Here is a 23,001-nt window from a genome sequence, read left to right as displayed (position 1 = left end):
GCGAGTTTTTACTATATCCATGCTATTGGATTAATACAAGATTGGTTATTGAATGGATATCTCAAAAAAATAACTCAAAAATCCCCCCACAAATACTGCACCAAACTAATCGCTGCCACTGGTGCGGTCTCCGTCCGCAGGACTCTCGGCCCTAAGGTGAGCGCTTTAAATTCCTGCTCCAGGGCATGGGCAATTTCGCGTTCGCTTAATCCACCTTCGGGGCCAATTAATAGTGTGACGCTGGCAGGCGTTTTATCGGCGGGGAGGCGTTGGCTGTCGCGGTGATGTAGCACGAAACGCACGTCGGAATTTACATTGGGGAGCCAATCGGAAATTTGGATGGGAGTGGATAGTTGCGGTAGCAAATTGCGCTGGCATTGTTCGCAGGCGCTGATGAGGATTTGCTGCCAGCGTTCGTACATTTTTTCCTGGCGTTCACCATTCACTTTAACTTCTGTGCGCTCAGTGATTAACGGCGTAATTTTAGTAACACCGAGTTCCGTAGCTTTTTGCAGTACCCATTCAAAACGCTCACCTCGTGATATACCAATCGCTAACTCCAGTTCTAGTGGCGACTCACGATTATCTGCTGTGTGCTCAGCAATACTAACGGTGACGTGTTTCTTGCTGACTTCATGGATGGTTGCAGCGAATTCACCGCCGGCACCATTAAATAGAATTAATTCGCGTCCGGCTTGCATGCGTAGCACTTTGCTTAAGTGATGGGAGGCAGCATCTTCCAGTTCAATCTGTTCGCCGCTCAGCAAATTTTGTTCAGTAAAAATTCGTGGGATTCGCATAGTCGCTAGTTTCTTAAAAAGTCAGTGTTCGGTTTTGGCGTGCAGTGATTGGTCTTTTTTATCCACCGCAGATTCCACCATCAATGTGGATTGAGTAACCAGTGAAGATTGAATAAAAAGCCGCGCGGCACCTGTGTGTTCAGTGAGGGCGTCGGCGGCTAATAATATTGCGCCGGTGGTCCAGGTAGTTTTTTCGCGTGGCCAGATGACATCATCGCGGAAGTTGTAGCCGGTCCAGTAGCCACCATCTTCATCCATAAATTGAAATAACCAGCTAAATAAATTGACGGCTTTGGCGTGTTCGCCCGCAGCAAGTAGCGCCAGTGTTAATTCGCAAGATTCCGCAACGGTTACCCAGGGTTCATCGCTGACGCAGCGGCAGCCGATATTGGGTTCAACAAATGTTTGCCATTTGCTGTCGATGCGCTGCTGTGCAGATCTGCCCTGAGCAATTCCCGTCAGAATGGGATAGAACCAATCCATAGAAAAGCGGGTTTTGGGTTCCCAGGTGCGGTCAAAACATTCGGGGTGATGACGCAGTGTATTACCTAATTGTTGATAGGCTTTATACCAATCAGCTGACTCTTCGCCCAGTGTCTGTGCGATTAAAATGGCGCATTCAAGGCTTTTATAAATTGAGCTTGACGCCGTTACTAACGCATCTTTTTTTGCGCTGCCATCTTCAGCGACTGCCCAATAGATTTCACCCGTCGGCGCCTGATAGCGCAATACGAATTCAATGGCTTTTTTTACGGATGGGAAAAACTCGCGCAGAAACGCTCTGTCTTCTGTCACCAAATAATAATGCCAAACGCCCGTGGCGATATAGGCGATAAAATTGGTTTCACGATGGTTTTTATCAACTGGCTCATCGCCAAGATAATTTGCCCACCAACTGCCGTCTTCCAGTTGTTCTTGTGCAAGCCATTGGTAGGCGCGACGCGCAGCTGCTAATTCACCGCCAATGGTTAAACCCATAGCTGCTTCGATATGATCCCAGGGATCAGCTTTGCCGCCAGTGAACCAGGGGATGCAGCCGTTGGGTAATTGGGTTTGCAAAATATAATTGATGGTTGGACGCAGGAGCGACTCAGGGAAAAATCCTTTAGTGAGTAATAAATTTTTCAAGAGTTATCACCTCCCGGCCTCCCCTTTTGCAAAGGGGAGGAGTTAATTTTTTGAAAATACATCACCACACTTTTTCCCATAATCGGATTCAGCCATTTTTCCAGTGTTTGCGTTAGCCAGGGCTTTTCCATTAGATCCCAGACTAACAGCCGGTGATAGCCTTTGATTAGCAGATTTGTATCCTGGGTTTTCCACCAAAGGCACTTCAACCACCAGAAAGGTGAATGCAGTGCATGGGCCCAGTGGCGTTTATAAAATTGAAACGATTGTTTTTCTATTTCACGGCGCAAATGTTGCCCGTTAAAAATACGGATATGGCCACCTTCAACTTGGTGGTATTCATGGCTTAACCACCAACATATTTTTTCTGGCCAAGCACGCGGCACGGTGATGACAAGAAGACCTCCGGGTTTTAAGATACGTTCGATTTCGGCAAGCACACCTTGGTAGTCGGGAATATGTTCCAGCACTTCGCTGCAAATTATTTTATCGATGCTGTGATCGGCAAAGGGCAATTGGGTCGCATCGGCCTGTTGTAGATAAATTTGTTTAGTGCCCGAAGCTTGGGCGAAAGGTAAAAAGCGTTCGCGGCTGGTGAGCAAATCGCGGTGGTTTAAATCGACACCGATTGCAGTAACCTCGCCGTGCAAATAAGCGTTGATCACATGGCGGCCTTCGCCGCAGCCCAGATCCAACACCAGATCACCGTCATTGAGCGGAAAATCGCGAAAATTAATCGTAAGCATTTTGTACTTGCCCACGCGATAATTTACGATCTTCTATTGATATACCCTGTGCTTGTTGTTGCAACACCTGCTGGTAATAAGCTTCCATTTTTTTACCGACGCAATCCCAACTTAATTGTTGCAGGATATGCGCGCGACCTTGGGCACCTAGTTGTTCGCGCGCGTTATCGTCCATCAATAATTCGCGCAGTGCACTTTGTAAATCATCCACATTGCCGGCGCGCACCAAGTGCGCCGCATTACCCACGACTTCTGGCAATGCACCACCGTCGCTGCAAATAAGTGGCACACCGCAGGCCATGGCTTCTGCAGCGGGCAAACCAAAACCTTCATAGAGTGAAGGCACTACAGCGATGCTCGCCTGTGCATATTCTTCGACGAGTTCCTGATTGCTGATACCGGATTTAAATTGCACTACGTCTTGCAAATTTAGCGCCTGCAATTCCTTTTGTGTTTCACCATTTTCTTTTAGTTTTCCGATCACGATTAAATGCAGCTCGGAAAATTCACTACGCAATTGTGCCAGCGCACGCAAGAGTACACTCAAGCCTTTTAAGGGCTGATCGGACGAGGCGGTGGTAATCAGGCGAAAGGGACTGCGCGCGATAATATCCAAAGGTTTAAAAATATTGGCATCAACACCATTGGGAATCACCTGAATATGCTGCGCCGGGCGATCAAATGCGGCGGTGATATCGCGCTGCGATTGGTGTGAAACAGTGATGACATGCTTGAGTTGTTGCACCACGTTTTTTTGCATCGCCAAAAAACTGTACCAGCGATTGATTAACCAGCGCTGGCCTTTTTCGGTGGCGGCAGCCAGAGCGAGATCGCGGTCTTGGGTAATCGGGTGATGCACAGTGGCGATGACAGTCACACCGCGTTTTTGCAAATCCAGTAAGCCGTAACAAAGGCTTTGGTTGTCGTGGACAATATCGTACTGCGGTTTCTGTTTTTTAAAATGCGCGCTCAACCGTCGACCGAATGAGTAAGGCTCACCAAAGGCGCCGCTCACTTTACTCCACCACTCGTAAAAATCCGCGAGCGACAGGAAATGTTTAGGCCGCAGGGCGCGAGTGGGATTGGGGTGCGCGTATAAATCGAGGCTTGGTAATTGAATCAAGTGCACACGCGAATCGAGTTCGGGATAAGGCGGGCCGGAAATGACATCCACACTGTGGCCTAAATCCACCAGCGCTTTGCTGAGGTAATGCAGATAAATTCCTTGCCCGCCCACATGCGGGTGGCTGCGATAGCCAAGCAGTGCGATGCGCAAACTACTCTTTGAATGCGTAGCAGCAGCGGTAACAGCTGCTGTAGTGGCTGTGCTGGTCGCCGATAAATCCTGGCGATACGTAACCGGTGAATAGGACATGGAGCGCAATTACCTTATTGAGTCTGCGCATTATAGGCGCAGACCGGCAAGCAGCTCCATGTATGCCCAGGCTCAGTGGGCGACTAAGGTGCTATTAATGCTGGCGATTTGCATCAAAGTGTTTGTCCACCGCTGCCAATGCCACACCTGCCGCAAATAATACGACTAACAAGGCGACTAACGAACCGGTTGCAACTATGCCTGATACTAACATGATGTCTTCTCCATCTTGGTTATAGCACTGCGTTGTTACATGGGATGCAGTGCCTTCAGGAGTAGATTGCGCGCTTTGCGCCCAGCGGTTTTTGATTTCAATCAAGCAATTTTTTGCAGGGTTTGATGTGGAACAAGGTTTGGGCAGGAATGGAAACACCATCGCCCGATAATGCTATCGGGCGATGGATAACGACGAATTACAACCCATCCGCCGTAAACGTCTTCATCACATATTCCACCCGCTGTTCGGCGGTGCGGTGCATGCGTTCTTTGAGGGATTCAACATGGCGCAAGCGCGGTAGCAGGCCGCGACCATTGGCGACTTGGATGGCCAAGCCGGGGCGCGCATTGAGCTCCAGCAGTTGGGCGCCACGCACCTTGTCCAGTACCAGGTCGGTGCCGATATAGCCGAGACCAGTCATTTCGTAGCACTTGGAGGCCAACAGAAGCCAGTTGCGCCAGTCGGCAATCTGGATTTCATTGAGTGCGCGCTTGGTATCCGGGTGGTGGGTGACCGGTTTGGAATGCTGCACGGCTTTGAGTGCACGGCCAGTGGCTATATCCAATCCAACCCCTACTGCTCCCTGGTGCAGGTTGGCTTTGCCGTCAGACTTGTGGGTCGCAAGGCGCAGCATGGCCATCACCGGGTAGCCCTTGAAGATGATGATGCGGATATCCGGTACACCTTCGTAGGAGTAGTCCTTGAAGTAGTCATCGAACTGGATGAGATCCTCAACGATCACGACATCCGGTTTACCGCCCAGCGAGTAGAGACCTGCCAGTGCGTTGGTCATGTGGCGACGGATATCTTCGATGGTGATCTCCACCCCTGAGGACTTGATGAAGTTATCGCCACGGCGGCCAATAATTACCAGAATCCCCTTACCGCCTGAGCCCTTTGCAGGCTTGACGGCAAAGGCTTCCAACGCCATGAGCTTGTCTTCGATGGTGGCGATTTCGTGCTGTGCATGCACCACAAAAAACAATTTGGGTGTGGCGACTTCATATTCTTCCGCCAGCAGCTTGGTCTTGAGTTTGTTATCCACCAAAGGAAACAAACTGCGCGGGTTATAGGCGGCGATAAAGTCATGGTTGCGACAGTTCATGCCGAGTATGCCCATGCGCTTCAAGCGCCAGGGGCTGACCCAAGAATTCCACCAGCGTTTGATACCGGCGGGAGCGGCTGGCGCAGGGCTGGCCGCTGGTGCGTTTGCATTCGCGGGAGCCTGACTCATGCACCGGCTCCTTTGGTTGGCTCGCTGGCCTTCTCCTGGGTTTTCGCCGGTTCAACAAACTTGCCGCTCTCATCCACCATGGCGCGGAAACGGCGCAATTCAGAGAGTTTGTAGCCAGTGTATTGACCCATCAGCATGATCAGCGCCAGTGCTACCAGGTTCAGTTCGGGGAAGTTGAAGGTCAGGTGACCCACCATCGACAGCTGCATTAAGGCATAGGCCAGCACCGCCACTAACAGGCTGCCGCCACCTTGCACCATGACCTCCTTGGGACCCTCTTCCTCCCACAGGATGGACATACGTTCAATAGTCCAGGCGATGATGATCATAGGGAAGAAGGTGATAGTCATACCGGTATTCAGCCCCATTTGGTAACCGACCAAACTAAGCACCGAGATGATAAAGATCACCAGCACAACCAGGGTCGCAATCCGCGAGATAAGCAACAGGTTGAGCCGCGACAGGTAGGTACGCAGCACTAGCCCCATTGCCACGACAGTAATAAAGCTCACCAAACCTAACACCAGCGAGGTCTGCAAAAAGGCCATGGCAATCAAAATGGGCATAAAGGTGCCCGAGGTTTTGAGGCCGATAATAATGCGCATAAACACCACAACCAGCGCCCCTATAGGCAGGAGCAATAAGAGCTTAAACATGCTCTGCTCTTCAATGGGCAGGTGTTGGATGCTAAGCACGCTGAAAATACTGTCTTTGTTTTGCGCTTTGATCAGATCCAGTGCCGGTACGGTTTGGTGGATCATGGAGAAACTCACGCGCGAACGGTTGCCGCCCGCCACATCCAGGATGGATTCGCCGCCGGTATGCCACAGCAACAAGTTCTCCGGTACACCCTGCTCCCCGGTGTAGGGGTTAAACAGCACCCAGTGCCTGTTGTCGTACACCTGTACCAACCGAGTCAGGTTCTGGTGACGACGCGCATCTTCCAGATACAACCCCAGTGCCGGGCGGGCAGGAATGCCCGCTTGATTGAGCAGTTTTTCCAGCAGCACGGATTTTTCACTCTGGGCCGCCAGCAAAAGCGCCGCATTTTGATCCAGGGTTTCGCTGTTGAGCAGCTTGATCAGCTCGCGCGCCAAACTGCGCGGGCTGCTGGATTTTGCCCAGGCCGTATCCAATACCTGTTGTGCGGCCGTCTCTTGCGATGAACCGTCCCAGTCAATCAACCGACTCAAGGGTTCTTCCAGCACCTCGTTGGAATGGGCATCTTCCGCTTCCATGAACTGGGTTTTGTAATAGATGGTTTGCGGGCCTTGCGCCTCGCGCTTGGACCACTCGCCGCGCCGCACGCCATTTTCACTGACCACGGAATAACCGTAGCCGGGCGCGGCCGCTTGCTCGCTAAAGCTGCGATAACCGGGCGGGCTATCGGGCAGCCCCAGGCGAGCGGTCACCGGCTCACCAGTTGCATCAAAGTCGATACGCGCTTCAATCAGCCATACCGGTTTTTGCACACCGGGGATAAATGGAATCTCCATTTGGCTGTGGCGCATCCAGGCAGTCCCCAGACCGACCAGAATCAACAGGCCAATCACAGTATAAAACGGGGCACGGGAGGGTTTTTTCATTGGGAACATCCTTAACAGGCGGGTCTTGCACAGCCGGTGCAGCGCACCGGCCTGGAATTAATTGGCGTTAGTTTTTTGCAGACTCATCGGTGCGCTGCAGGGGGGCGAGGTTGTTGCCGCTCACATCCACCAGCATCACATCGCGCAGCAGGTTGCGACCAATCAGGATGGGAAATTCAGAGTCGCTGCGATCTGCCAGTACAAACTCACCGCGCTGGCTGAGCTTGCCGATGGTAAAACGGATTTCTACCACCGGGCGACGATCCGGGTTGGGGCTGGTTGCAGTTTGCACTGTCTGGAAACGCAAACGCTTGCGCTCCAATACATGGGGCTCTTTGGTCTCGGGGTTATAAATGGTAAAGCGCACCCACTCTTCGCTATTGCGCTCAAACATCTGGATATTGCGCGCATCAATCACCGAATAACCCACATTGGTGCTGATTCGTGCCTGCATCACCACATTTAGCCCCGCAATCAGCGCTTGTTCGCGCAAGCCGACAATTTGCTTATCGGTCAACAACTGTTCATTGGCAGCACTTTTCTTCACGGGTGGCGGCGGTGGGCAATCCATTTTGGGCGTGCTCATGTGAACTACTTGCGGGCGCTCTTGCAAAATAGTCTGCTGCACATTGAGCTGGGTTTGCACTTTTTGTAATTGCTCGATGAGCGTTGCCTGTTGTTGTGTCACCAACTGGCTCTGCGCTTCTTGTTTAACTATGCACTCGCGTGCGGTATTTAATTCTGCTTGGGTTTGCACCAGTTTTTGCTGGGTACACGCGCTCAGGGATACCACCGCCATGGCGGCAAAGGTCAGGGTGCGCGCCGAGCGACCTGCCATCAACAGAGTATTTTTATTCATCACCACAACCGGAAGTTTCAAAGAAAACATTATTAAGATTACAAGTGCACTAATTGTAGCCGCTGGTGTTTGCTAAAACACCCTCGCATCGGGGTTTATCGTTTAAATTGGTAGCACTTTGGATACTCAGGCGGCAGGCGACGGAAGCGTTTGTACTCCCACTGGTACTGCGCCGGCGCACGTTTTACACAGGCGGCCACACTGGCATTCAAACCGGCCACCGAGGTTTGCAGATCCTCGCTATAAATAGCCGGATCAGCCTCCATCACCACAATTTTAAACCCGCCGTCCACTCGCTCGGCGTAACAGGAACACACGGCGCAGCCGGTGCGCTGAACCAATCCATGTACCAAGGTCATTGTCAGTGCAGGCTGCCCCATAAAAGGAGCCACTTCACCACCCGCCTCTTTGGCCGGTACCTGGTCGGGCAGGATGCCCACAATCGTACCGCCCTGCAGTGCCTTAAAAAGCATCATCACGCCTTTGCGATTGGTTGGCGCCATGGAGATATTCAGCTTGCTGCGCCCCGCCAACACCAGTTCGTCCATTTTGGGGTTCTCAAGTGGCTGGTACATGGCCGTCAAGTTGGCCACACTCGCCAAATAGGGCGCAACCACCTCCCAATTACCGTGATGCGGCGCCAGCACCAATACACCCTTACCCTGCGCCAGCTTGCTGCGCAACACATCATCACCCTCTTTGGTGACAATTTTGCCGTCCAGCCATGCCCATGAATTGCGCCAGATAGCACCGGCCTCCATGGCAGTTTTTGCCGTTTCCTGAAGGCTTTGTTTGGCTAATGCCGTCTGGTCGACAGGGGTCAACTCAGGGAAACACAAGCGGATATTTTCGCGGGTGATTTTGGCCGCGCGGCCATTGAGCAACCACATAAAGCGGCCAAGCAGATTACCCAGCACGCGCAACAGGCACAGCGGCAAGCGCGCGAACAGTTTAACGAGGAGGGGAGCCAGATGGTCTTTCATGGAGCCAATACCAGTGCAGCGTTAAGTGCGCGCAGCTTACCGGAAAAAGCCCGCTGGCACATTATCCTGCCAGCGGTGAATGGCATAAAAGCGGATGTGTAGTCAAAAAAAAGGGCGCCTACAGCGCCCAAAAAGGAGTGGTATGAAAATCAACAACGAGTTAACGCTATGCTCAGTGGGCAGTTACCGCACTGAAAATATCCATAAAGGTCAGTTCTTTCTCGATCTCAACCGGTGTATGCAAACGGCTGGCGATATCGCGTGCGGATACTATGCCGCGAATGTGGTGCGCCTCTTTATCCACCACCAACAGGTATTCCTGATGGGCTTTTTTCAGGGTAGATACCACATCGCCTACACTGGCCTTTTGGAACTGGTCAAAATCAATCGCGCGAATCTCGGTGCGAGGGTGCATTAAATCGCGCACTAGCAGCTCATCGTGTTTCAAATGCAGCGCCATTTGTTTCAACAGCATGTTGTGATGCGACAGGTCATCCAGGCTGATCACGCCCACAAACTCTTTGTGGGCATCGACTACCAGTTTGATTTTTACATCTTCAGCGCGCATCACTTCCAGTGCTTCAGCGGCTTCCAGGTGGCCATCCACCATGTGTGGTTTATGGCTGCGGAAGTCGGTCAATATAGCCAGCGCAGAGGTGCTGGCTTTGATGTCTTCAAATTCTTCTGGCTGAACCAAATGGTCATTAACAGCCAAGGAAAATACCGATAAATTTTTCATAACAAACCCCATTCGGTGGTAATCAATACGGGGGCTGGTCCGCACCTAGCGCAGGATTTCTCCCCCTGTGATTACAACATAGGCTCACTCCTGCCCAATTAAAACCCGCGAATCCGTGCTTTTACGCGCCCTTTACTCCATGTTTACGAGGGCTTTACTCGTTTTACGCGGCGTTTACGATCTATATCAATATCGCCCGTAAAAGGTGCTATTTTTCGCCCGAACACTGTGATATGCGCCATTAACGCGCATCCAAGACATCTGCTGCCATTCAGTGCCGTTCACCGCTATAATCGCCGCATTTTTTCCATTTCATCGATCATCATTACTATTGAGTCTGCCATGTCTGACAAACGCTATGACGTAAGCACCTTCCAGGGTTTGATCCTCGCCCTGCAAGATTATTGGGCGCGCCAGGGTTGCGTAATCCTGCAGCCACTCGACCTCGAAGTCGGCGCCGGTACCTTCCACCCCGCCACATTCCTGCGCGCCATAGGCCCGGAAACCTGGAATACCGCCTACGTGCAGCCCTGCCGCCGCCCGAAAGACGGCCGCTACGGTGAAAACCCCAACCGCTTGCAGCATTACTATCAATTCCAGGTGGCGATGAAACCCTCGCCCTCCAACATTCAGGATTTGTATTTGGGCTCACTGCGCGAAATGGGTATTGATACCAACGTGCACGATGTCCGTTTCGTGGAAGACAACTGGGAATCGCCCACCCTCGGCGCCTGGGGTCTGGGTTGGGAAGTTTGGTTGAATGGGATGGAAGTCACGCAGTTCACTTACTTCCAACAGGTTGGCGGTTTGGAATGTTTCCCCGTTACTGGCGAGATCACCTACGGTATCGAGCGTATCGCCATGTACCTGCAAGGTGTGGATTCAATTTTTGATCTGGTGTGGACGATCAACCCCAATGGCGACAAGGTTACCTACGGCGATGTGTTCCATCAAAACGAAGTGGAGCAATCCACTTACAACTTTGAAGAAGCCGACACCGCATTCTTGTTCAGCAATTTCGACTTCTACGAAAAAGAAAGCCAGCGCCTGATGGAAAAAAATCTGCCGCTGCCCGCTTATGAAATGGTGATGAAAGCCTCACACGCGTTTAACTTGCTCGACGCGCGCCACGCAATTTCCGTTACCGAGCGCCAACGTTTTATTTTGCGCGTGCGCACACTATCTCGCGCTGTTGCCCAAGCCTATTACGATAGCCGCAAAGCCCTCGGCTTCCCACTTGCGCCTGAAGCCTTACGAGCAGAAATGCTTTCTGCCATTGCGGAGGAAAAATAATGTCTGCTGATTTTTTAGTTGAACTGGGTACAGAAGAGTTACCACCTAAAAACCTTAAATTCTTTGCAAGCGAATTTACTAGAGTTATCGAGGCGGAACTAGCTGCTGCTAATCTCGAATACAAAGCTGTTAAATCATTTGCAACGCCGCGTCGCTTAGCCGTGTTGGTGGAAGGTCTTACAAGTGAAACTCCATCGCAATCTCTCACTGTATGGGGACCACCAGCAGCAATCGCTTTTGATAAAGATGGACAACCCACCAAAGCTGCTCTCGCTTTCGCAGAAAAAAATGGGATTGCCCCTTCTGAATTAAAAGCAGAGAGCGATGGTAAAGCTGAAAAGCTCGTTGCAAGAATTAATATCCAAGGTAAAAAAACTGTTGATCTACTTGAAAATGTAGTTAACGAAGCAGTTGCAGGCATACCCATTCCCAAACGTATGCGCTGGGGATCAAAACGTACTGAGTTTGTTCGCCCAGTACATTGGCTAGTAATGTTATTTGGTAGCGATGTTATAAATGCATCGGTATTGGGCTTGACCGCTGGCCGCACTACACGCGGTCACCGCTTCCATTACAACAACAACATCGACCTCGCTAAAGCGAGTGATTACGCCAGCGTATTAAAAAATACCGGTTTTGTAGTCGCCGATTTCGCTGAGCGCAGCGCGACCATCAAACAACAAGTTGAAGCCGAAGCGAAAAAAGTCGGCGGCGTTGCGGTTATTGACCCTGCCCTGCTCGATGAAGTTACCGCCTTGGTTGAGTGGCCAGTCGCACTCACCGGAAAATTTGAAGAACGTTTCCTCGCTGTTCCAGCGGAAGCATTAATTGCTTCCATGAAAGAACACCAAAAATATTTCCACGTGGTAGATGCTAACGGCAAGTTGAAAAACAACTTCATCACCGTGGCGAATATCCAAAGCAAAGACCCATCGCAAATTATCGATGGTAACGAGCGCGTGATTCGTCCCCGTCTTTCCGATGCAGCCTTCTTCTTTGAAACTGATAAGAAAACCACGCTCGCGTCATTGCGCGATCGTTTAAAAACGATCGTGTTCCAGGCGCAGCTCGGCACCATTTACGATAAAACCGAACGCGTTGCTGGCCTTGCAAAATTAATTGCTGGCAAATTAAATGCTGACGCTGCATCGGCTGAACGCGCAGCGCAATTATGTAAGTCGGATCTGGTCACCAATATGGTGGGCGAGTTTGACGATATGCAAGGTATCGCCGGTTATTACTACGCGGTTAACGACGGCGAAAATGCCGAAGTAGCTGCGGCGATGAACGAGCAATACATGCCGCGTTTTGCGGGCGACCAATTGCCGGCAACCACTACCGGCGCGATTATCGCGCTTGCTGATCGCCTCGATACTATCACCGGTATTTTTGGTATTGGCCAACAGCCTACCGGCTCCAAAGATCCGTTTGCCTTGCGTCGTGCAAGTATTGCAGTGCTACGCATTCTGGTGGAAAAAAATCTCGCGCTCGATTTGCGTGAGCTGCTGACCTTCGCTAAAAACCAACACAAAAATCTCACTGTTGGTGATGAGTTGGTCGAGCAAGTGTTGGCTTACATGCTGGAGCGTTTCCGCGCTTTCTTTGAAGATGCCAATATCCCTGCAGAAGTTTTCCAATCGGTCACTGCAAAACAATTATCGCAACCGTTGGATATCAACCAGCGCGTCCTGGCGGTGAACGAATTCAGCAAATTGCCGCAAGCACAGGCGCTCGCTGCGGCGAACAAACGTGTATCCAATATTCTCGCTAAACAAAATGCGGCGTTGAGTACGGAAGTAAATGCAGCACTCTTGCAAGAGGACGCAGAGAAAACTTTGGCGCAAGCAGTAAGCGCAAAAGCGGCTGTAGTTGCCCCCTTGTTTGCTGCACGCGAATACACCCAAGCACTGGCTGCACTCGCGGATCTGCAACAACCGGTGGATGCGTTTTTTGACAGCGTAATGGTGATGAGTGACGACCCGGCGCTGCAACAAAACCGCTTGGCGTTATTGCAACAACTGCGCGGATTGTTTTTAGAAGTGGCCGATATTTCTTATCTGGTTCCTAATAAAAGTTAATGATTAAAGGAATAATAATAAATATATGAACAATATATTTTTTAAAAAAATAGTTTTCTTCTTATTGGCTATCATTGCAAGTAAAGCATTTTCATGCAACGTAGAGATAAACCTCGCCAACCATATGTTGAAAACTTCGAACTCAGCTGCTGGATCACCAAGCAGCTTTTTAATAGATGGGAATATAACTACATCCTGGAGTTCAGGGCTGTATGCACAGCAATGGATCCAAATTGATTTGGGTACAGTCCAGCCAGTATGCAAAGTCCAGTTGATTGTGTCCCAATACCCATCCGGCAATACAACTCAAACTATATTAATAGGAAATACAGAACAAACCCTGCAAGTGTTAAAAACTTATCAACAATACACTACTAACGGCCAAGTGCTTTCTTATCCGATAGAGTCAAACACAAGGTTTATAAGAATACGAACCGATGCCAGTCCTTCGTGGATTTCGTGGTATGAAGTTAATGTCTTTTCTCATAAAGCTGCATTGGTGAGAAACAATCCAAATATAAAGCATTTTGGCTACTTTATGGATGGAGGATCGACAGACGTAACTGAATCAAACCCCTCTGGTCAAAGAGACCAGTTATACAACAAAACATCTGAAATCGCTGATCACTCAAATATATCTTGGACAAATATATGGCGCGCACAACAAAAAATTAATGAGTTAATCGCATTGGGAAAAGCAAATGAAATAAAATTGATTATTGATCTATCAGATTTATTTTATATACACGGACCTAATGGTATTGAACAAAACGCACAATACAACCAAAACTGGGATTCTTATGCACATAATTTTTTCAATAACTATTCCCAGTATATTGCTGCAGTTACGCTAATGGACGAACCAGATTTAAAACCCAATATCATATCTGGCTTCACTGAGCGAATTAATTTTGTAAAAAGTAAAATTAACCCAAGCATAGCTGTTTTCACAAACTACAGTTATGAAGCATTTAGCAATAATATATGGCCTGGCTTTGAGTCCTCCGATTGGGTTGGATTTAATTGTTATCCGTCGCGGAATTACCCAGCAACAAATCCACAATGGAATCAATACAGCTTGTGCCACCCCATTGTGCCAAGTCTCTCTACTTCCATACATGAATACGTAAAAAAGCTTGTAGATAAAACCTCTGCTCATCAAAAAATTGCCATATTCCCGGAAAGTGCTTATTTTTTAGCCCCTGATGCCACTGCATCCAGAAATAGAAGCCTGCAAATAACAGTACAAGAGAAGAAAAACTTAAATGCAATATATGATAATTTTATATTGATTGCTGACAATGAACCCAAAGTTATCGGCGCATTTAACTTTATTTACCAATCACTAAGTGTACCAGGCGAAAAATGGATTGGATTGGAATGGCTTGACGACTTAAATGAAAATTTAAATTTAAAGGAAAAAGTAAGAAATAATGGTTTATGCATAACTAGTGTTAATAACTGCCCTGTAAAACGTTTACGCCCCATAAGTGCGAAGTCGATCTCAGGAAATGCTGGAAACGCATTTGATGATGATATTAATACCCTTTGGAATAGCGGAAATTCGGCTAGCACAAACAGCCCTCAAAGCATTTATTTTGGATTTCCATATGGAGTTAATATATCCAAAGTAAAACTAATTCCATCACACACACCTATTTGCCAATACACTGAAGTTCAAATCTGGGGTGGACCTAACGAAACCGGCCTGCATAAAATGGCAGTGATATCCAAATCAACATGTGATTTAGAAGAAATTGTGTTAGATAAATTCTGGCAAAATGGAAACATTAAACATATGGAAGTTCGCACTATAAGTAGCCAATCCTGGGTAGCTTGGAGAGAAATTGAAATTTATAACTAAGTGCCTGCCTATCGACTGTAGAGGGTTATATTAATAAACGTTATGAAACTAGTCATCCTTGACCGCGACGGCGTGATTAATCACGATCGTGAAGACTATGTAAAATCTGCCGATGAATGCGTGCCGATTGAAGGCAGCATTGAAGCCATAGTGCGCCTAAATAAAGCGGGCTTTACTGTTGTAGTCGCCACTAACCAAGCCGGTCTTGCCAAGGGTAAATTCGAGCTGGATGACCTGGAAGCCATGCACGAAAAAATTACCGGTTTGGTGGAAGAGCAAGGTGGCGAGCTGGGGGGGATTTTTTATTGTCCGCACCATCCGGACGACAATTGTAAATGCCGCAAACCCAAACCCGGCATGCTTGATGCCATTGAAGCCGAATTTAACACCTCGGTAGAGTCGAGCTATTTTGTAGGCGACAGCTTGCGCGATTTACAAGCCGGGTTGCTAAAAGGGTGCAAACCCATTCTGGTCAAAACCGGCAAAGGTGAAAAAACGCTCGCACAATTGGCGGATGTACAACTGCAAACCGACAGCCCCACTGTCTATGCTGAACAGGTACAAGTATTTGCTAACCTTGCTGCCGCTGTTGATTTTATTCTTGAAGCCAACCACTAACTACATGGATAACAGGAATTAACGTGCTCAAACTTCGCAGTTTACTTTTTACGATTGGTTACAACGTTAGCAGTGTATTAATTGGTTTTATCGGTGTGATTATTTGGCCCATATTTCCCTATGCCTGGCGCTGGCGTATTGTCACTTTGTGGAACCGTTTTGTGATGTTTTGGTTGCGCGTTTGCTGCGGCATTCGTTTTGAAATCCACGGCGAGCGCCGCCGCGATGTGTTTCCTTGTGTCGTCATGGCCAAACACCAAAGCACCTGGGAAACCATGTTCCTGCAATATTATTTTGGCCCGGTCAGTACCATCCTTAAAAAAGAATTATTCCGCATTCCATTTTTTGGTTGGGGTTTGGCGAGTTTGCGCCCTATCGCCATTGATCGCAGCAACCCGATGCAAGCACTAAAAGATATTAAACGTATTGGCATACGCCGCTTGCAACAGGGCAATAATTTATTGATCTTCCCCGAAGGCACTCGCACCCCGGTCGGCCAGGTTGGCAACTACGCACGCAGCGGTGCCGATATTGCCATCAGCGCGGGCGTACCTGTTATTGCAGTAGCACATAACGCGGGTGAGTGCTGGCCCACTAAAGATTTTATTAAGTACCCCGGCACCATTCGTGTCGTTATCAGCGAGCCTTTTGAAACCGAAGGTAAAGATCGCAAGCAACTTACTGAAGAAGTGAAAAACTGGATTGAAAGTGAGATTGCAAAGATGCCGCCCGCAAGAAAAGACGGGAAGCGAATTGTTGTGGAATCGGAAACTACTTAAACCCCGCACAAAGAAACACAAAAAGCCCCGATGCAGTTCATACACCGGGGCTTTTTTTAAAACACTATGCTCGGAAACCTATCGAATCTGACAAGGCACCTTGCCTAAACCCAGCACATAATAACGATCACCGGCTAATGGTGAGTTAAATGGGATTTGGCCATACTTGCCGGTAGTTGCACTCAGGTAATCAATCAAATCCTGACCGGCTACAAAACTCCAGTTGTTGATGGTGTTTTGTGAGGCTGCAGAATAATTGGTTGCCAAATCCGCTACTGAACCATTAGTCGCTGTCAGTGCTGTTTTGGTAGTGTTATCCAGGTTACAGGTGCCGCTGCCAAACCAGAGGAAGTTGCGATCATTACGCAGTGAGCCGCCGCTGATATCTTTGAAATAATTGTTGCTGATTTCAGTCAGTGATGCCGTCACGCTGCTCTTTTCTTGCAAGCTGGAATTAACTACAAACACGTTATCTTCCAGGAAGGCTTGTGCACCAACACGCAGGCTCAATACCTCTTTGCGATAGTTCACAAACACATTGTTGAACATGTGGGTTTTACCACGACGCAACAGAGGCACGCGACGCAAGGTATTTCCTAACAACATATAGCTGTCATCGGTGGTGACAAAGGCGTTGTGGTGCATGGTGGTGGTGATATTGGCATTGATGGTGCGGCTATCACTTGAACCGTGCAATACAGCGCGCTTCACATTAATTAAACGGTTAAATGACATGGTGATGCTGTTTGCACCAATTTTCACATCAAAGGCCGAGTCGCCCGTGGTATCAAAGGTATTTTTGTGAATCCAGATATCGTGTGATGCGCCGGTGGAGCGAATCATATCCGGGTCGACATAGTGATCTTCCGTATGACCTGCGCCTTTGAAGTTCAAGTGCGTGAGAATCACACTGTTCGACGTTTGCGTTGGTACGCCATCCGCATCTTTGCCAATCGCAAAACCGCTGAATATAAAATAAGCCTCACTCATACGACCGTCGATGGTTTTGTTGGAACCTATCGCCGGAATACGAATTGGAATGTTGCTTTTGTTCATCGCTTTGTTAAAGAACTCATTGCGGCAATTTTCTTCACCACTAAAGCCTTTGCGATTACACCATTGTCTGTAATCCAGGCATTCCGCTTCGCTCGCGCCCAAAATGGATTGCACGGTGCTATTGCTGCAGTACATGCGATACATACCAATTTCATGCGGCTGCGCAAATTGCACCTTATCAAACACAATCCAGTTGTGCGCGTTATCGGTTAAGGCATTCAACAATTGTTGCTCAACCGAGACGCTGGCATTTTTGGTGATGATGGTAAGTTTACTGTTGCCATTGGGATCAAAACCACCGAGTGCTTTTTCACCATAGCCGACCGGTTTCCCGAGGGTTTTTGACAGGCACTCAACAATTTGTTGATCCGTCTGCAAACTGGTATCGCGCCAGTTAACGGATGGGTTGGTGGCGAGGCGAATACAGTCGGCACTGAGCCCCGCGTTATTCACGCTGGAAGCAGCACTGCTGCTGGATTGCACGGGTGCCGCACTGGAACTGGCGCGTGAACTGCTGGTGGCAGGCACACTGCTGGGCGCCACTGAGGAACGGCTGCTGGATGCAAGGCTTGACGCTGGAACGCTGGAGGCGGATGAACTGGAAGGCACGGTGCCGCTCGCGTTATAGACTTCAAACTCGCTGATGCTGGGCGCGCTGGTTGCGTTAACGATCAGGTTAATTTTTTTGCTGCTGCGGCTGCCAAGGTTCACCACCCGCTGGGCACCAATACCGGTGCCGGTCGCCAACACAGTACCGGTGTCATTATCGACCAGACTCCAACCCGTTACACGGCTGCCGTCTTCACGCAAAATCACCGTATTGAAGGTTACCGCGCTGCTCCACTTCACCGACACCCGCTGGTTGCTGGTGCCTGACGCTTGGGTCGCAGTACCAATGTTGCCATCGCGTACCAGCTTGGTGTTGTTAAAGCCGGAGCCATCTGCACCGGCGCCAGGGCCGGTAATTGCCAGGTTGGCGCCCAGGGTTTGCGCTTGTACGGCGCTTGCCAGAAAGCCGGTTACTGCCGCAAACAGGGCACAGCGGCCCAGTGTGCGAACACTGAATGTTGTTTTCATCGTTGATACCTATTCCACTTTTATTAGACGTTATTGGTTGTTAGATCTAATGCCCCATGAGGCATAGCGATGCCCAACCCAAAGGCCGGACGAGGTAGAGACCGAAAAACCGATAAGTGCTAACCCGAAGGATAGGCACAGACTTATGGCTGCTGGATACAGCGCAGCACTTGTGGGGTATGGGGTTCGTCTGTGAACCTGGCTCGTGATACAACCCGTGGCGCATGACAATAGATGCTATGGATTTGGAGCCTGCTGGTGCGGTGGGATTATTATGTTTTGCCCCTGACACCAGCCGAATAGAACTGAGGTGAAATACTGCGCCCGGACACCCAAAGCGTCAAGTTAGCAGTTGCTGTTATTGACTCCTTTTGTGATAAAAACAGCATAAACCAGTAAAAAACCGATTACATTTTTTTTGAAAAACTATGCATCAATTGCTTATTTTAGAGATCGGCTATCCACTCAAAACCAAACAATCACCGCTACACTGAGAGCCATAAAAACTCAGGGAACCGCCATGACAAAAAAACGCAAACAGAATTGGTTTATGTTGCTCTTTGCCCTGCCCTTTGCAGGCGTTGGCATCGGCGTTCTGGTGTTTGGGGTGATCCCCAACCTGTATGAATGGCAGCAGATGAAACGCTGGCCGCAAGTCGAGGCGCGTGTGTTGGACGCAGGTTTACACACCAGCCGGGGCGATGACAGCGACACCTACAGAGCCTACGCGCGCTACACCTATCGCTACCAAATGCAGGACTACACCAGCGAGCGGGTAGCGATTATGGGCGGCAGCGACAACATCGGCGATTTCCAGTCAGACCTCGCGCGGCAATTGGAATTGGCGCACCGCGTGGAGGAGCCGGTGCCTGCGTGGGTTAATCCCAACGACCCGGGCGATGCCGTGCTCAACCGCGAACTGCGCTGGAACATGCTCGGTTTCAAGATGATCTTTGTGCTGGTATTTGGCGGCGTGGGCATAGGCCTGATGATCTTCACCCTCAAGGCCAAGGTCGGCGCAACCGACCACCCCGAAAGCAGCAGCAAACCCTGGCTCGCACAGCAGGAATGGGCAAGCCCTGAAGTGACCTGCAATTCCAAGGTCAGTCTCTGGGTAATCTGGTTTTTTGCACTTATCTGGAACCTGATTTCGCTGCCTGCCACGCTGGCCGTTCCCGATGAATGGGCCGGAGGCAATAAGCTGATTTTGATCGCGTTAATATTTCCGCTGGCGGGGATTTACCTTCTCTACTGGGCGATTAATTCCACCCTCAGTTGGCGACGCTTCGGGCAATTGCACCTGCAACTTGATCCCTACCCCGGCAGTATCAGCGGACAAGTCGGCGGTACTCTCAATGTCCCCATCGACTACAACCCGCAACAGCGTTTCCCCGTCAACCTGCAGTGTGTGCGCCGCTACGTGACCGGCAGCGGTAAAAGCCGCACCAGCCATGAATCGGTTGTCTGGCAGAACAATGGTCTCGCCCAAACTAAACCCGCTCCGGGTGGCGGCACTTCGCTGGGTATTTGTTTTAATGTGCCCGCCAACCTACCGGTTTCAGAAACCTATTCCGATGACTATCGCTTCTGGCGACTGGAATTAAACGCCGATTTACCCGGCGTGGATTTGCATCGCCAATTTGAAATCCCTGTTTTTGCCACTGGTGAAAAATCCCGTGCTGCATTGCCGCTGAGTACATCCCATCCACAATTGCACGACGAACGCGAAGCCAGCATCGAGGCCGTTGCTAATATCCAACAAATTCCCGGGGGCGTACGTATGCACTACCCCATGCTGCACGGAGCCGGTAATAACCTCGTGGGTTTGGTGTGCGGATTATTTTTTGCTGGCGCAGGTGTGTTGATGCATTTTGAATCCGACACCCCGGCCGTTATCGTCTGGGCATTTACATTAATCGGCGGACTCATCACTTTCATCTGCCTCAAATGGCTCTTCACCAGTTTGCATGTGCAACTGGATCACAACGGCCTCATCAGCGAACGCTACTGGCTGGGAATGCCCATCGGCCGCGACCAAATCCCGCGCGCCGACATCCAGAAACTCTACATCGATGTCAGCTCACGAGGACAGAGCGCAAAGGGTTATCAAGAAATGTGCAAAATCATCGCCCTCACCCGCAGCGGTAAAAAAATTCCCGTCGCGATAAATTTAAAAGGCCGCGATACTGCGCAGTTGGCGTTGGAGGCGATTGGAGGGTTGAGTGGGTATGGGGTTAAATAAATTAAATGCACCGAAAATTATTAGTTAGCACACTTAAAAAATCGCTAGGAAAGCACACAGCGTTTCTAAAAAAGTTTCATGCGTTTTATTGACAGCTCAAAAAAACGGCGTATTATCGCGCCCAATTTCCAAGGTGCTCAAAACACTTTGCTTTTCAACCCGACAACTTGTTTGTCACAACTTACGGAGTACTCAATGATGACTTACGCGAACTATACCAACCGCTAATAACCTTTTGAGTATTCAGACTTGGAAGGTGATAACAAAACCTTCCGGTCAGGCGCAACACCAAAGCCCTGATTAGGAAACTAATCGGGGCTTTTTCTTTTCTGCGATTTAAAAAGCCAACTCGAAGGTTTCATTTTTTAGTAACGCAAAGTGATTTTTCAAAAAAGTCACTTAAGGGATTTCTATGCCTGTAAAAATTGAATTAAACAAAAATGCGGGAAATGGTTTTAAACCCGTAAAAATTTACACCCGCGATATTGAAAATGAGGCGCTGACGCAACTCAAAAAAATTGCGCAATTGCCCATTATTCATTCGCACATAGCGGCCATGCCCGATGTGCATTTAGGTATTGGCGCAACCGTAGGCGCGGTGATACCCACGTTAAATGCCATTATCCCCGCAGCAGTGGGTGTGGATATTGGTTGTGGTATGAGTGCCGTACGGCTTTCGGTTAAATCATCGCAACTGCCGGATAACCTCGCCGCACTGCGCAGTGCGATTGAACGTGCAGTACCGGTAGGTTTGCATGCGCATAAAACGGTGAGCATTCGTGAAAGCGCATGCAAGCAAATCGCAGCGGGTGTGGACTGGTTATTTGAAAAACACCCGTCGGTAATGAAAATGTTAAAGCAACCGAACACCCTGTGGACTAAACAAATGGGCACGCTCGGTAGCGGCAATCATTTTATTGAAGTCTGTGTGGATGAAAACAAAGACGTGTGGATCATGCTGCACACGGGCAGCCGTGGAATAGGTAATGCGATTGGGCAGTATTTTATCGCCCTCGCCAAAAAAGATATGGGCAAACACATTCACAATTTGCCCGATAAAGATTTGGCGTATTTCACTGAAGGCAGTGAGCACTTTGTGGATTACATAACAGCGGTCAATTGGGCACAGGAATACGCGCGTTTAAATCGCAATGAAATTATGGGTTTGGTATTGCGTGCAATAACGCCATTTTTGCCAAAATTTCAGGCCGACCGCCATGCGATTAACTGTCACCATAATTACGTAAGCCGCGAGCATCATTTCGGCGCTGACGTATTGGTCACCCGTAAAGGAGCTATTCGCGCACGGGAAGGTGAGCTGGGCATTATTCCCGGCAGCATGGGTGCAAAATCTTTTATTGTGCGCGGCAAAGGCGATGCCGATTCATTTTGCTCCTGCGCCCACGGCGCCGGTAGAAAGATGAGCCGCACCGCCGCACGTCATGTGTTTAGCAAAGAAGATTTAATCGCACAAACCACAGGTGTTGAATGTCGTAAAGATAAAGCAGTAATTGATGAAATTCCTGCGGCATACAAAGACATCGACGAGGTTATGCGAAACCAATCTGACTTGATAGAGGTGGTTCATACACTCAAACAAGTCTTGTGTATAAAAGGATAAGATTATGAAACAAGAACGACGCAACGGCCATGCATTTCACCCCATTATGAGTAAAGGTGGTGTGCATGAAAAAACGGAAAAGGCGAAACGTAAGGCCGCCAAACATGACATGAAACGCAAAGTTAGCGAGTGGCTCGATGTAAAAGGAGGTACATCGTCCACTCGCACACCCGTGCCATTTAGTTACAGCGATTAATTTTTTGCTTCCGACCACACCGCAAATTCATTGCCGCTTGGCTCGGTAAAATGAAAGCGGCAACCGCCGGGGAAATCGAATAGTGGTTTATTGATTGTGCCGCCATTGGCGATGACTTTTTGTAGCGTGGATTGAATATCAGCGCTGTAAAACACCAAGAGCGCGGCACCATTACCGGTTTGGCTGCACAGATCCGCTTGATAAAAACCACCATCCAAACCCTGATTGGAAAATGCGGTGTATGCGGGGCCGTAATCGACAAAGTCCCAGCCGAATACCGCAGAAAAAAATGTTTTTGTTGCCGCTAAATCACGCGCAGCGAATTCGACGTAGTTAAGTTTTTCATGGGTGTTCATTACTCGCTCCTGTTTGAGTTTCACTTTTTTGCGGCAATCGCTTCAAGCGATCGCTGTTTGGTTTTTCCAAAAGTGATGCATCGCCAACTCTTCCGCGACCTGGCACTACGATTTTTGCACTATCCGGTAACCCATATTGATGGACACCGACGCT

At 49.3% G+C, this 23,001-nt stretch carries 19 protein-coding genes and 1 pseudogene; 8 read left to right on the top strand and 12 right to left on the bottom strand.

The genetic code is table 11. The features are described 5' to 3' along the window. Positions 1 to 74: 74 nt before the first annotated feature. The 9 genes from B0D95_RS15205 to B0D95_RS15160 all read right to left on the bottom strand — a co-directional run bounded on the left by B0D95_RS15205 (position 75) and on the right by B0D95_RS15160 (position 9,667). Positions 75 to 800 (bottom strand): 16S rRNA (uracil(1498)-N(3))-methyltransferase, encoded by a 726-nt coding sequence (locus B0D95_RS15205; RefSeq protein ID WP_078044691.1) that lies wholly within the window; start codon positions 798 to 800, stop codon positions 75 to 77. A gap of 21 nt (positions 801 to 821) precedes the next feature. Next, positions 822 to 1,928, bottom strand: coding sequence for a prenyltransferase (locus B0D95_RS15200; protein ID WP_078044690.1), 1,107 nt, complete (start codon positions 1,926 to 1,928; stop codon positions 822 to 824). Next, entirely contained in the window at positions 1,925 to 2,674 is a 750-nt protein-coding gene (locus B0D95_RS15195) for a class I SAM-dependent methyltransferase (RefSeq protein ID WP_078044689.1), read from the bottom strand. Before B0D95_RS15195 ends, B0D95_RS15200 begins: the two co-directional genes overlap by 4 nt. Further along, positions 2,661 to 4,049 carry a glycosyltransferase family 4 protein gene (locus B0D95_RS15190; protein ID WP_078044688.1) on the bottom strand — a complete coding sequence of 463 codons (1,389 nt, stop codon included), beginning with the start codon at positions 4,047 to 4,049 and terminating at the stop codon, positions 2,661 to 2,663. The genes B0D95_RS15195 and B0D95_RS15190 overlap by 14 nt, the downstream gene beginning before the upstream one ends. 413 nt (positions 4,050 to 4,462) lie before the next feature. Beyond that, positions 4,463 to 5,500, bottom strand: coding sequence for an alpha-L-glutamate ligase-like protein (locus B0D95_RS15180; RefSeq protein ID WP_078044686.1), 1,038 nt, complete (start codon positions 5,498 to 5,500; stop codon positions 4,463 to 4,465). Beyond that, entirely contained in the window at positions 5,497 to 7,086 is a 1,590-nt protein-coding gene (locus tag B0D95_RS15175) for an inactive transglutaminase family protein (RefSeq protein ID WP_078044685.1), read from the bottom strand. Before B0D95_RS15175 ends, B0D95_RS15180 begins: the two co-directional genes overlap by 4 nt. A 67-nt stretch (positions 7,087 to 7,153) precedes the next feature. After that, positions 7,154 to 7,945, bottom strand: coding sequence for a RimK/LysX family protein (locus B0D95_RS15170; protein WP_246841620.1), 792 nt, complete (start codon positions 7,943 to 7,945; stop codon positions 7,154 to 7,156). A gap of 95 nt (positions 7,946 to 8,040) precedes the next feature. Further along, a complete protein-coding gene (locus B0D95_RS15165) occupies positions 8,041 to 8,928 on the bottom strand; it encodes a lysophospholipid acyltransferase family protein (RefSeq protein ID WP_078044684.1) in 888 nt (295 codons plus the stop codon). 172 nt (positions 8,929 to 9,100) lie between these two features. Continuing rightward, positions 9,101 to 9,667 carry a CBS domain-containing protein gene (locus B0D95_RS15160; protein ID WP_078044683.1) on the bottom strand — a complete coding sequence of 189 codons (567 nt, stop codon included), beginning with the start codon at positions 9,665 to 9,667 and terminating at the stop codon, positions 9,101 to 9,103. Positions 9,668 to 10,009: 342 nt separating this feature from the next. On the opposite strand from B0D95_RS15160, the gene glyQ reads away from it, so the two are divergent. From glyQ to B0D95_RS15135, 5 genes are read left to right on the top strand one after another with little or no spacing between them, the layout of a single operon-like run. Beyond that, entirely contained in the window at positions 10,010 to 10,960 is a 951-nt protein-coding gene (glyQ, locus tag B0D95_RS15155) for a glycine--tRNA ligase subunit alpha (RefSeq protein ID WP_078044682.1), read from the top strand. Beyond that, complete coding sequence (glyS, locus tag B0D95_RS15150) at positions 10,960 to 13,038, top strand: glycine--tRNA ligase subunit beta (RefSeq protein ID WP_078044681.1); 2,079 nt, start codon at positions 10,960 to 10,962, stop codon at positions 13,036 to 13,038. Before glyQ ends, glyS begins: the two co-directional genes overlap by 1 nt. A gap of 25 nt (positions 13,039 to 13,063) precedes the next feature. Beyond that, entirely contained in the window at positions 13,064 to 14,902 is a 1,839-nt protein-coding gene (locus B0D95_RS15145; protein ID WP_078044680.1) for a discoidin domain-containing protein, read from the top strand. A gap of 42 nt (positions 14,903 to 14,944) precedes the next feature. Continuing rightward, a complete protein-coding gene (gene gmhB / locus B0D95_RS15140; protein ID WP_078044679.1) occupies positions 14,945 to 15,520 on the top strand; it encodes a D-glycero-beta-D-manno-heptose 1,7-bisphosphate 7-phosphatase in 576 nt (191 codons plus the stop codon). A 23-nt stretch (positions 15,521 to 15,543) separates the two neighbouring features. Further along, the gene (locus tag B0D95_RS15135; RefSeq protein ID WP_078044678.1) at positions 15,544 to 16,299 is read left to right on the top strand and encodes a 1-acyl-sn-glycerol-3-phosphate acyltransferase; all 756 of its coding nucleotides are present in this window, start codon (positions 15,544 to 15,546) and stop codon (positions 16,297 to 16,299) included. A gap of 78 nt (positions 16,300 to 16,377) precedes the next feature. Here B0D95_RS15135 and B0D95_RS15130 read toward each other — a convergent pair whose 3' ends face one another. Next, the gene (locus tag B0D95_RS15130) at positions 16,378 to 18,432 is read right to left on the bottom strand and encodes a pectate lyase (RefSeq protein ID WP_078044677.1); all 2,055 of its coding nucleotides are present in this window, start codon (positions 18,430 to 18,432) and stop codon (positions 16,378 to 16,380) included. A 520-nt stretch (positions 18,433 to 18,952) separates the two neighbouring features. On the opposite strand from B0D95_RS15130, the gene B0D95_RS15125 reads away from it, so the two are divergent. From B0D95_RS15125 to B0D95_RS15115, 3 genes are all read left to right on the top strand, one after another. After that, positions 18,953 to 20,674, top strand: a complete 1,722-nt coding sequence (locus tag B0D95_RS15125) for a DUF3592 domain-containing protein (protein ID WP_078044676.1) — start codon at positions 18,953 to 18,955, stop codon at positions 20,672 to 20,674. Between the two features lie 412 nt (positions 20,675 to 21,086). Then, positions 21,087 to 22,295: an RtcB family protein gene (locus B0D95_RS15120; RefSeq protein ID WP_078044675.1), complete on the top strand. Its 1,209-nt coding sequence runs from the start codon at positions 21,087 to 21,089 to the stop codon at positions 22,293 to 22,295. A 4-nt stretch (positions 22,296 to 22,299) separates the two neighbouring features. Then, on the top strand, positions 22,300 to 22,491 hold the full coding sequence (locus B0D95_RS15115; RefSeq protein WP_078044674.1) for a hypothetical protein: 192 nt from the start codon (positions 22,300 to 22,302) through the stop codon (positions 22,489 to 22,491). Here the strand turns inward: B0D95_RS15115 and B0D95_RS15110 are convergent. Both B0D95_RS15110 and B0D95_RS21135 read right to left on the bottom strand, forming a co-directional pair. Beyond that, complete coding sequence (locus B0D95_RS15110) at positions 22,488 to 22,847, bottom strand: VOC family protein (RefSeq protein ID WP_078044673.1); 360 nt, start codon at positions 22,845 to 22,847, stop codon at positions 22,488 to 22,490. The two genes, B0D95_RS15115 and B0D95_RS15110, sit on opposite strands and share 4 nt — an antisense overlap. A gap of 20 nt (positions 22,848 to 22,867) precedes the next feature. Then, positions 22,868 to 22,968: pseudogene (locus B0D95_RS21135) on the bottom strand (subclass B1 metallo-beta-lactamase); the annotation flags it as partial. Between the last annotated feature and the right edge of the window lie 33 nt (positions 22,969 to 23,001).

This window comes from Cellvibrio sp. PSBB023 (genome assembly GCF_002007605.1).
In the GTDB taxonomy this organism is placed as follows: domain Bacteria; phylum Pseudomonadota; class Gammaproteobacteria; order Pseudomonadales; family Cellvibrionaceae; genus Cellvibrio.
This window is presented reverse-complemented; position numbering and strand designations above follow the sequence as displayed.

Bases quoted from the DNA above. Each gene is read 5' to 3' on its own strand.
- B0D95_RS15160 (WP_078044683.1), bottom strand. From the start codon at position 9,667: ATGAAAAATTTATCGGTATTTTCCTTGGCTGTTAATGACCATTTGGTT.
- B0D95_RS15195 (WP_078044689.1), bottom strand. From the start codon at position 2,674: ATGCTTACGATTAATTTTCGCGATTTTCCGCTCAATGACGGTGATCTG.
- B0D95_RS15120 (WP_078044675.1), top strand. From the start codon at position 21,087: ATGCCTGTAAAAATTGAATTAAACAAAAATGCGGGAAATGGTTTTAAA.
- B0D95_RS15165 (WP_078044684.1), bottom strand. From the start codon at position 8,928: ATGAAAGACCATCTGGCTCCCCTCCTCGTTAAACTGTTCGCGCGCTTG.
- B0D95_RS15110 (WP_078044673.1), bottom strand. From the start codon at position 22,847: ATGAACACCCATGAAAAACTTAACTACGTCGAATTCGCTGCGCGTGAT.
- B0D95_RS15145 (WP_078044680.1), top strand. From the start codon at position 13,064: ATGAACAATATATTTTTTAAAAAAATAGTTTTCTTCTTATTGGCTATC.
- B0D95_RS15175 (WP_078044685.1), bottom strand. From the start codon at position 7,086: ATGAAAAAACCCTCCCGTGCCCCGTTTTATACTGTGATTGGCCTGTTG.
- B0D95_RS15170 (WP_246841620.1), bottom strand. From the start codon at position 7,945: ATGAATAAAAATACTCTGTTGATGGCAGGTCGCTCGGCGCGCACCCTG.
- B0D95_RS15190 (WP_078044688.1), bottom strand. From the start codon at position 4,049: ATGTCCTATTCACCGGTTACGTATCGCCAGGATTTATCGGCGACCAGC.
- glyS (WP_078044681.1), top strand. From the start codon at position 10,960: ATGTCTGCTGATTTTTTAGTTGAACTGGGTACAGAAGAGTTACCACCT.
- B0D95_RS15115 (WP_078044674.1), top strand. From the start codon at position 22,300: ATGAAACAAGAACGACGCAACGGCCATGCATTTCACCCCATTATGAGT.
- glyQ (WP_078044682.1), top strand. From the start codon at position 10,010: ATGTCTGACAAACGCTATGACGTAAGCACCTTCCAGGGTTTGATCCTC.
- B0D95_RS15180 (WP_078044686.1), bottom strand. From the start codon at position 5,500: ATGAGTCAGGCTCCCGCGAATGCAAACGCACCAGCGGCCAGCCCTGCG.
- gmhB (WP_078044679.1), top strand. From the start codon at position 14,945: ATGAAACTAGTCATCCTTGACCGCGACGGCGTGATTAATCACGATCGT.
- B0D95_RS15205 (WP_078044691.1), bottom strand. From the start codon at position 800: ATGCGAATCCCACGAATTTTTACTGAACAAAATTTGCTGAGCGGCGAA.
- B0D95_RS15130 (WP_078044677.1), bottom strand. From the start codon at position 18,432: ATGAAAACAACATTCAGTGTTCGCACACTGGGCCGCTGTGCCCTGTTT.
- B0D95_RS15125 (WP_078044676.1), top strand. From the start codon at position 18,953: ATGACAAAAAAACGCAAACAGAATTGGTTTATGTTGCTCTTTGCCCTG.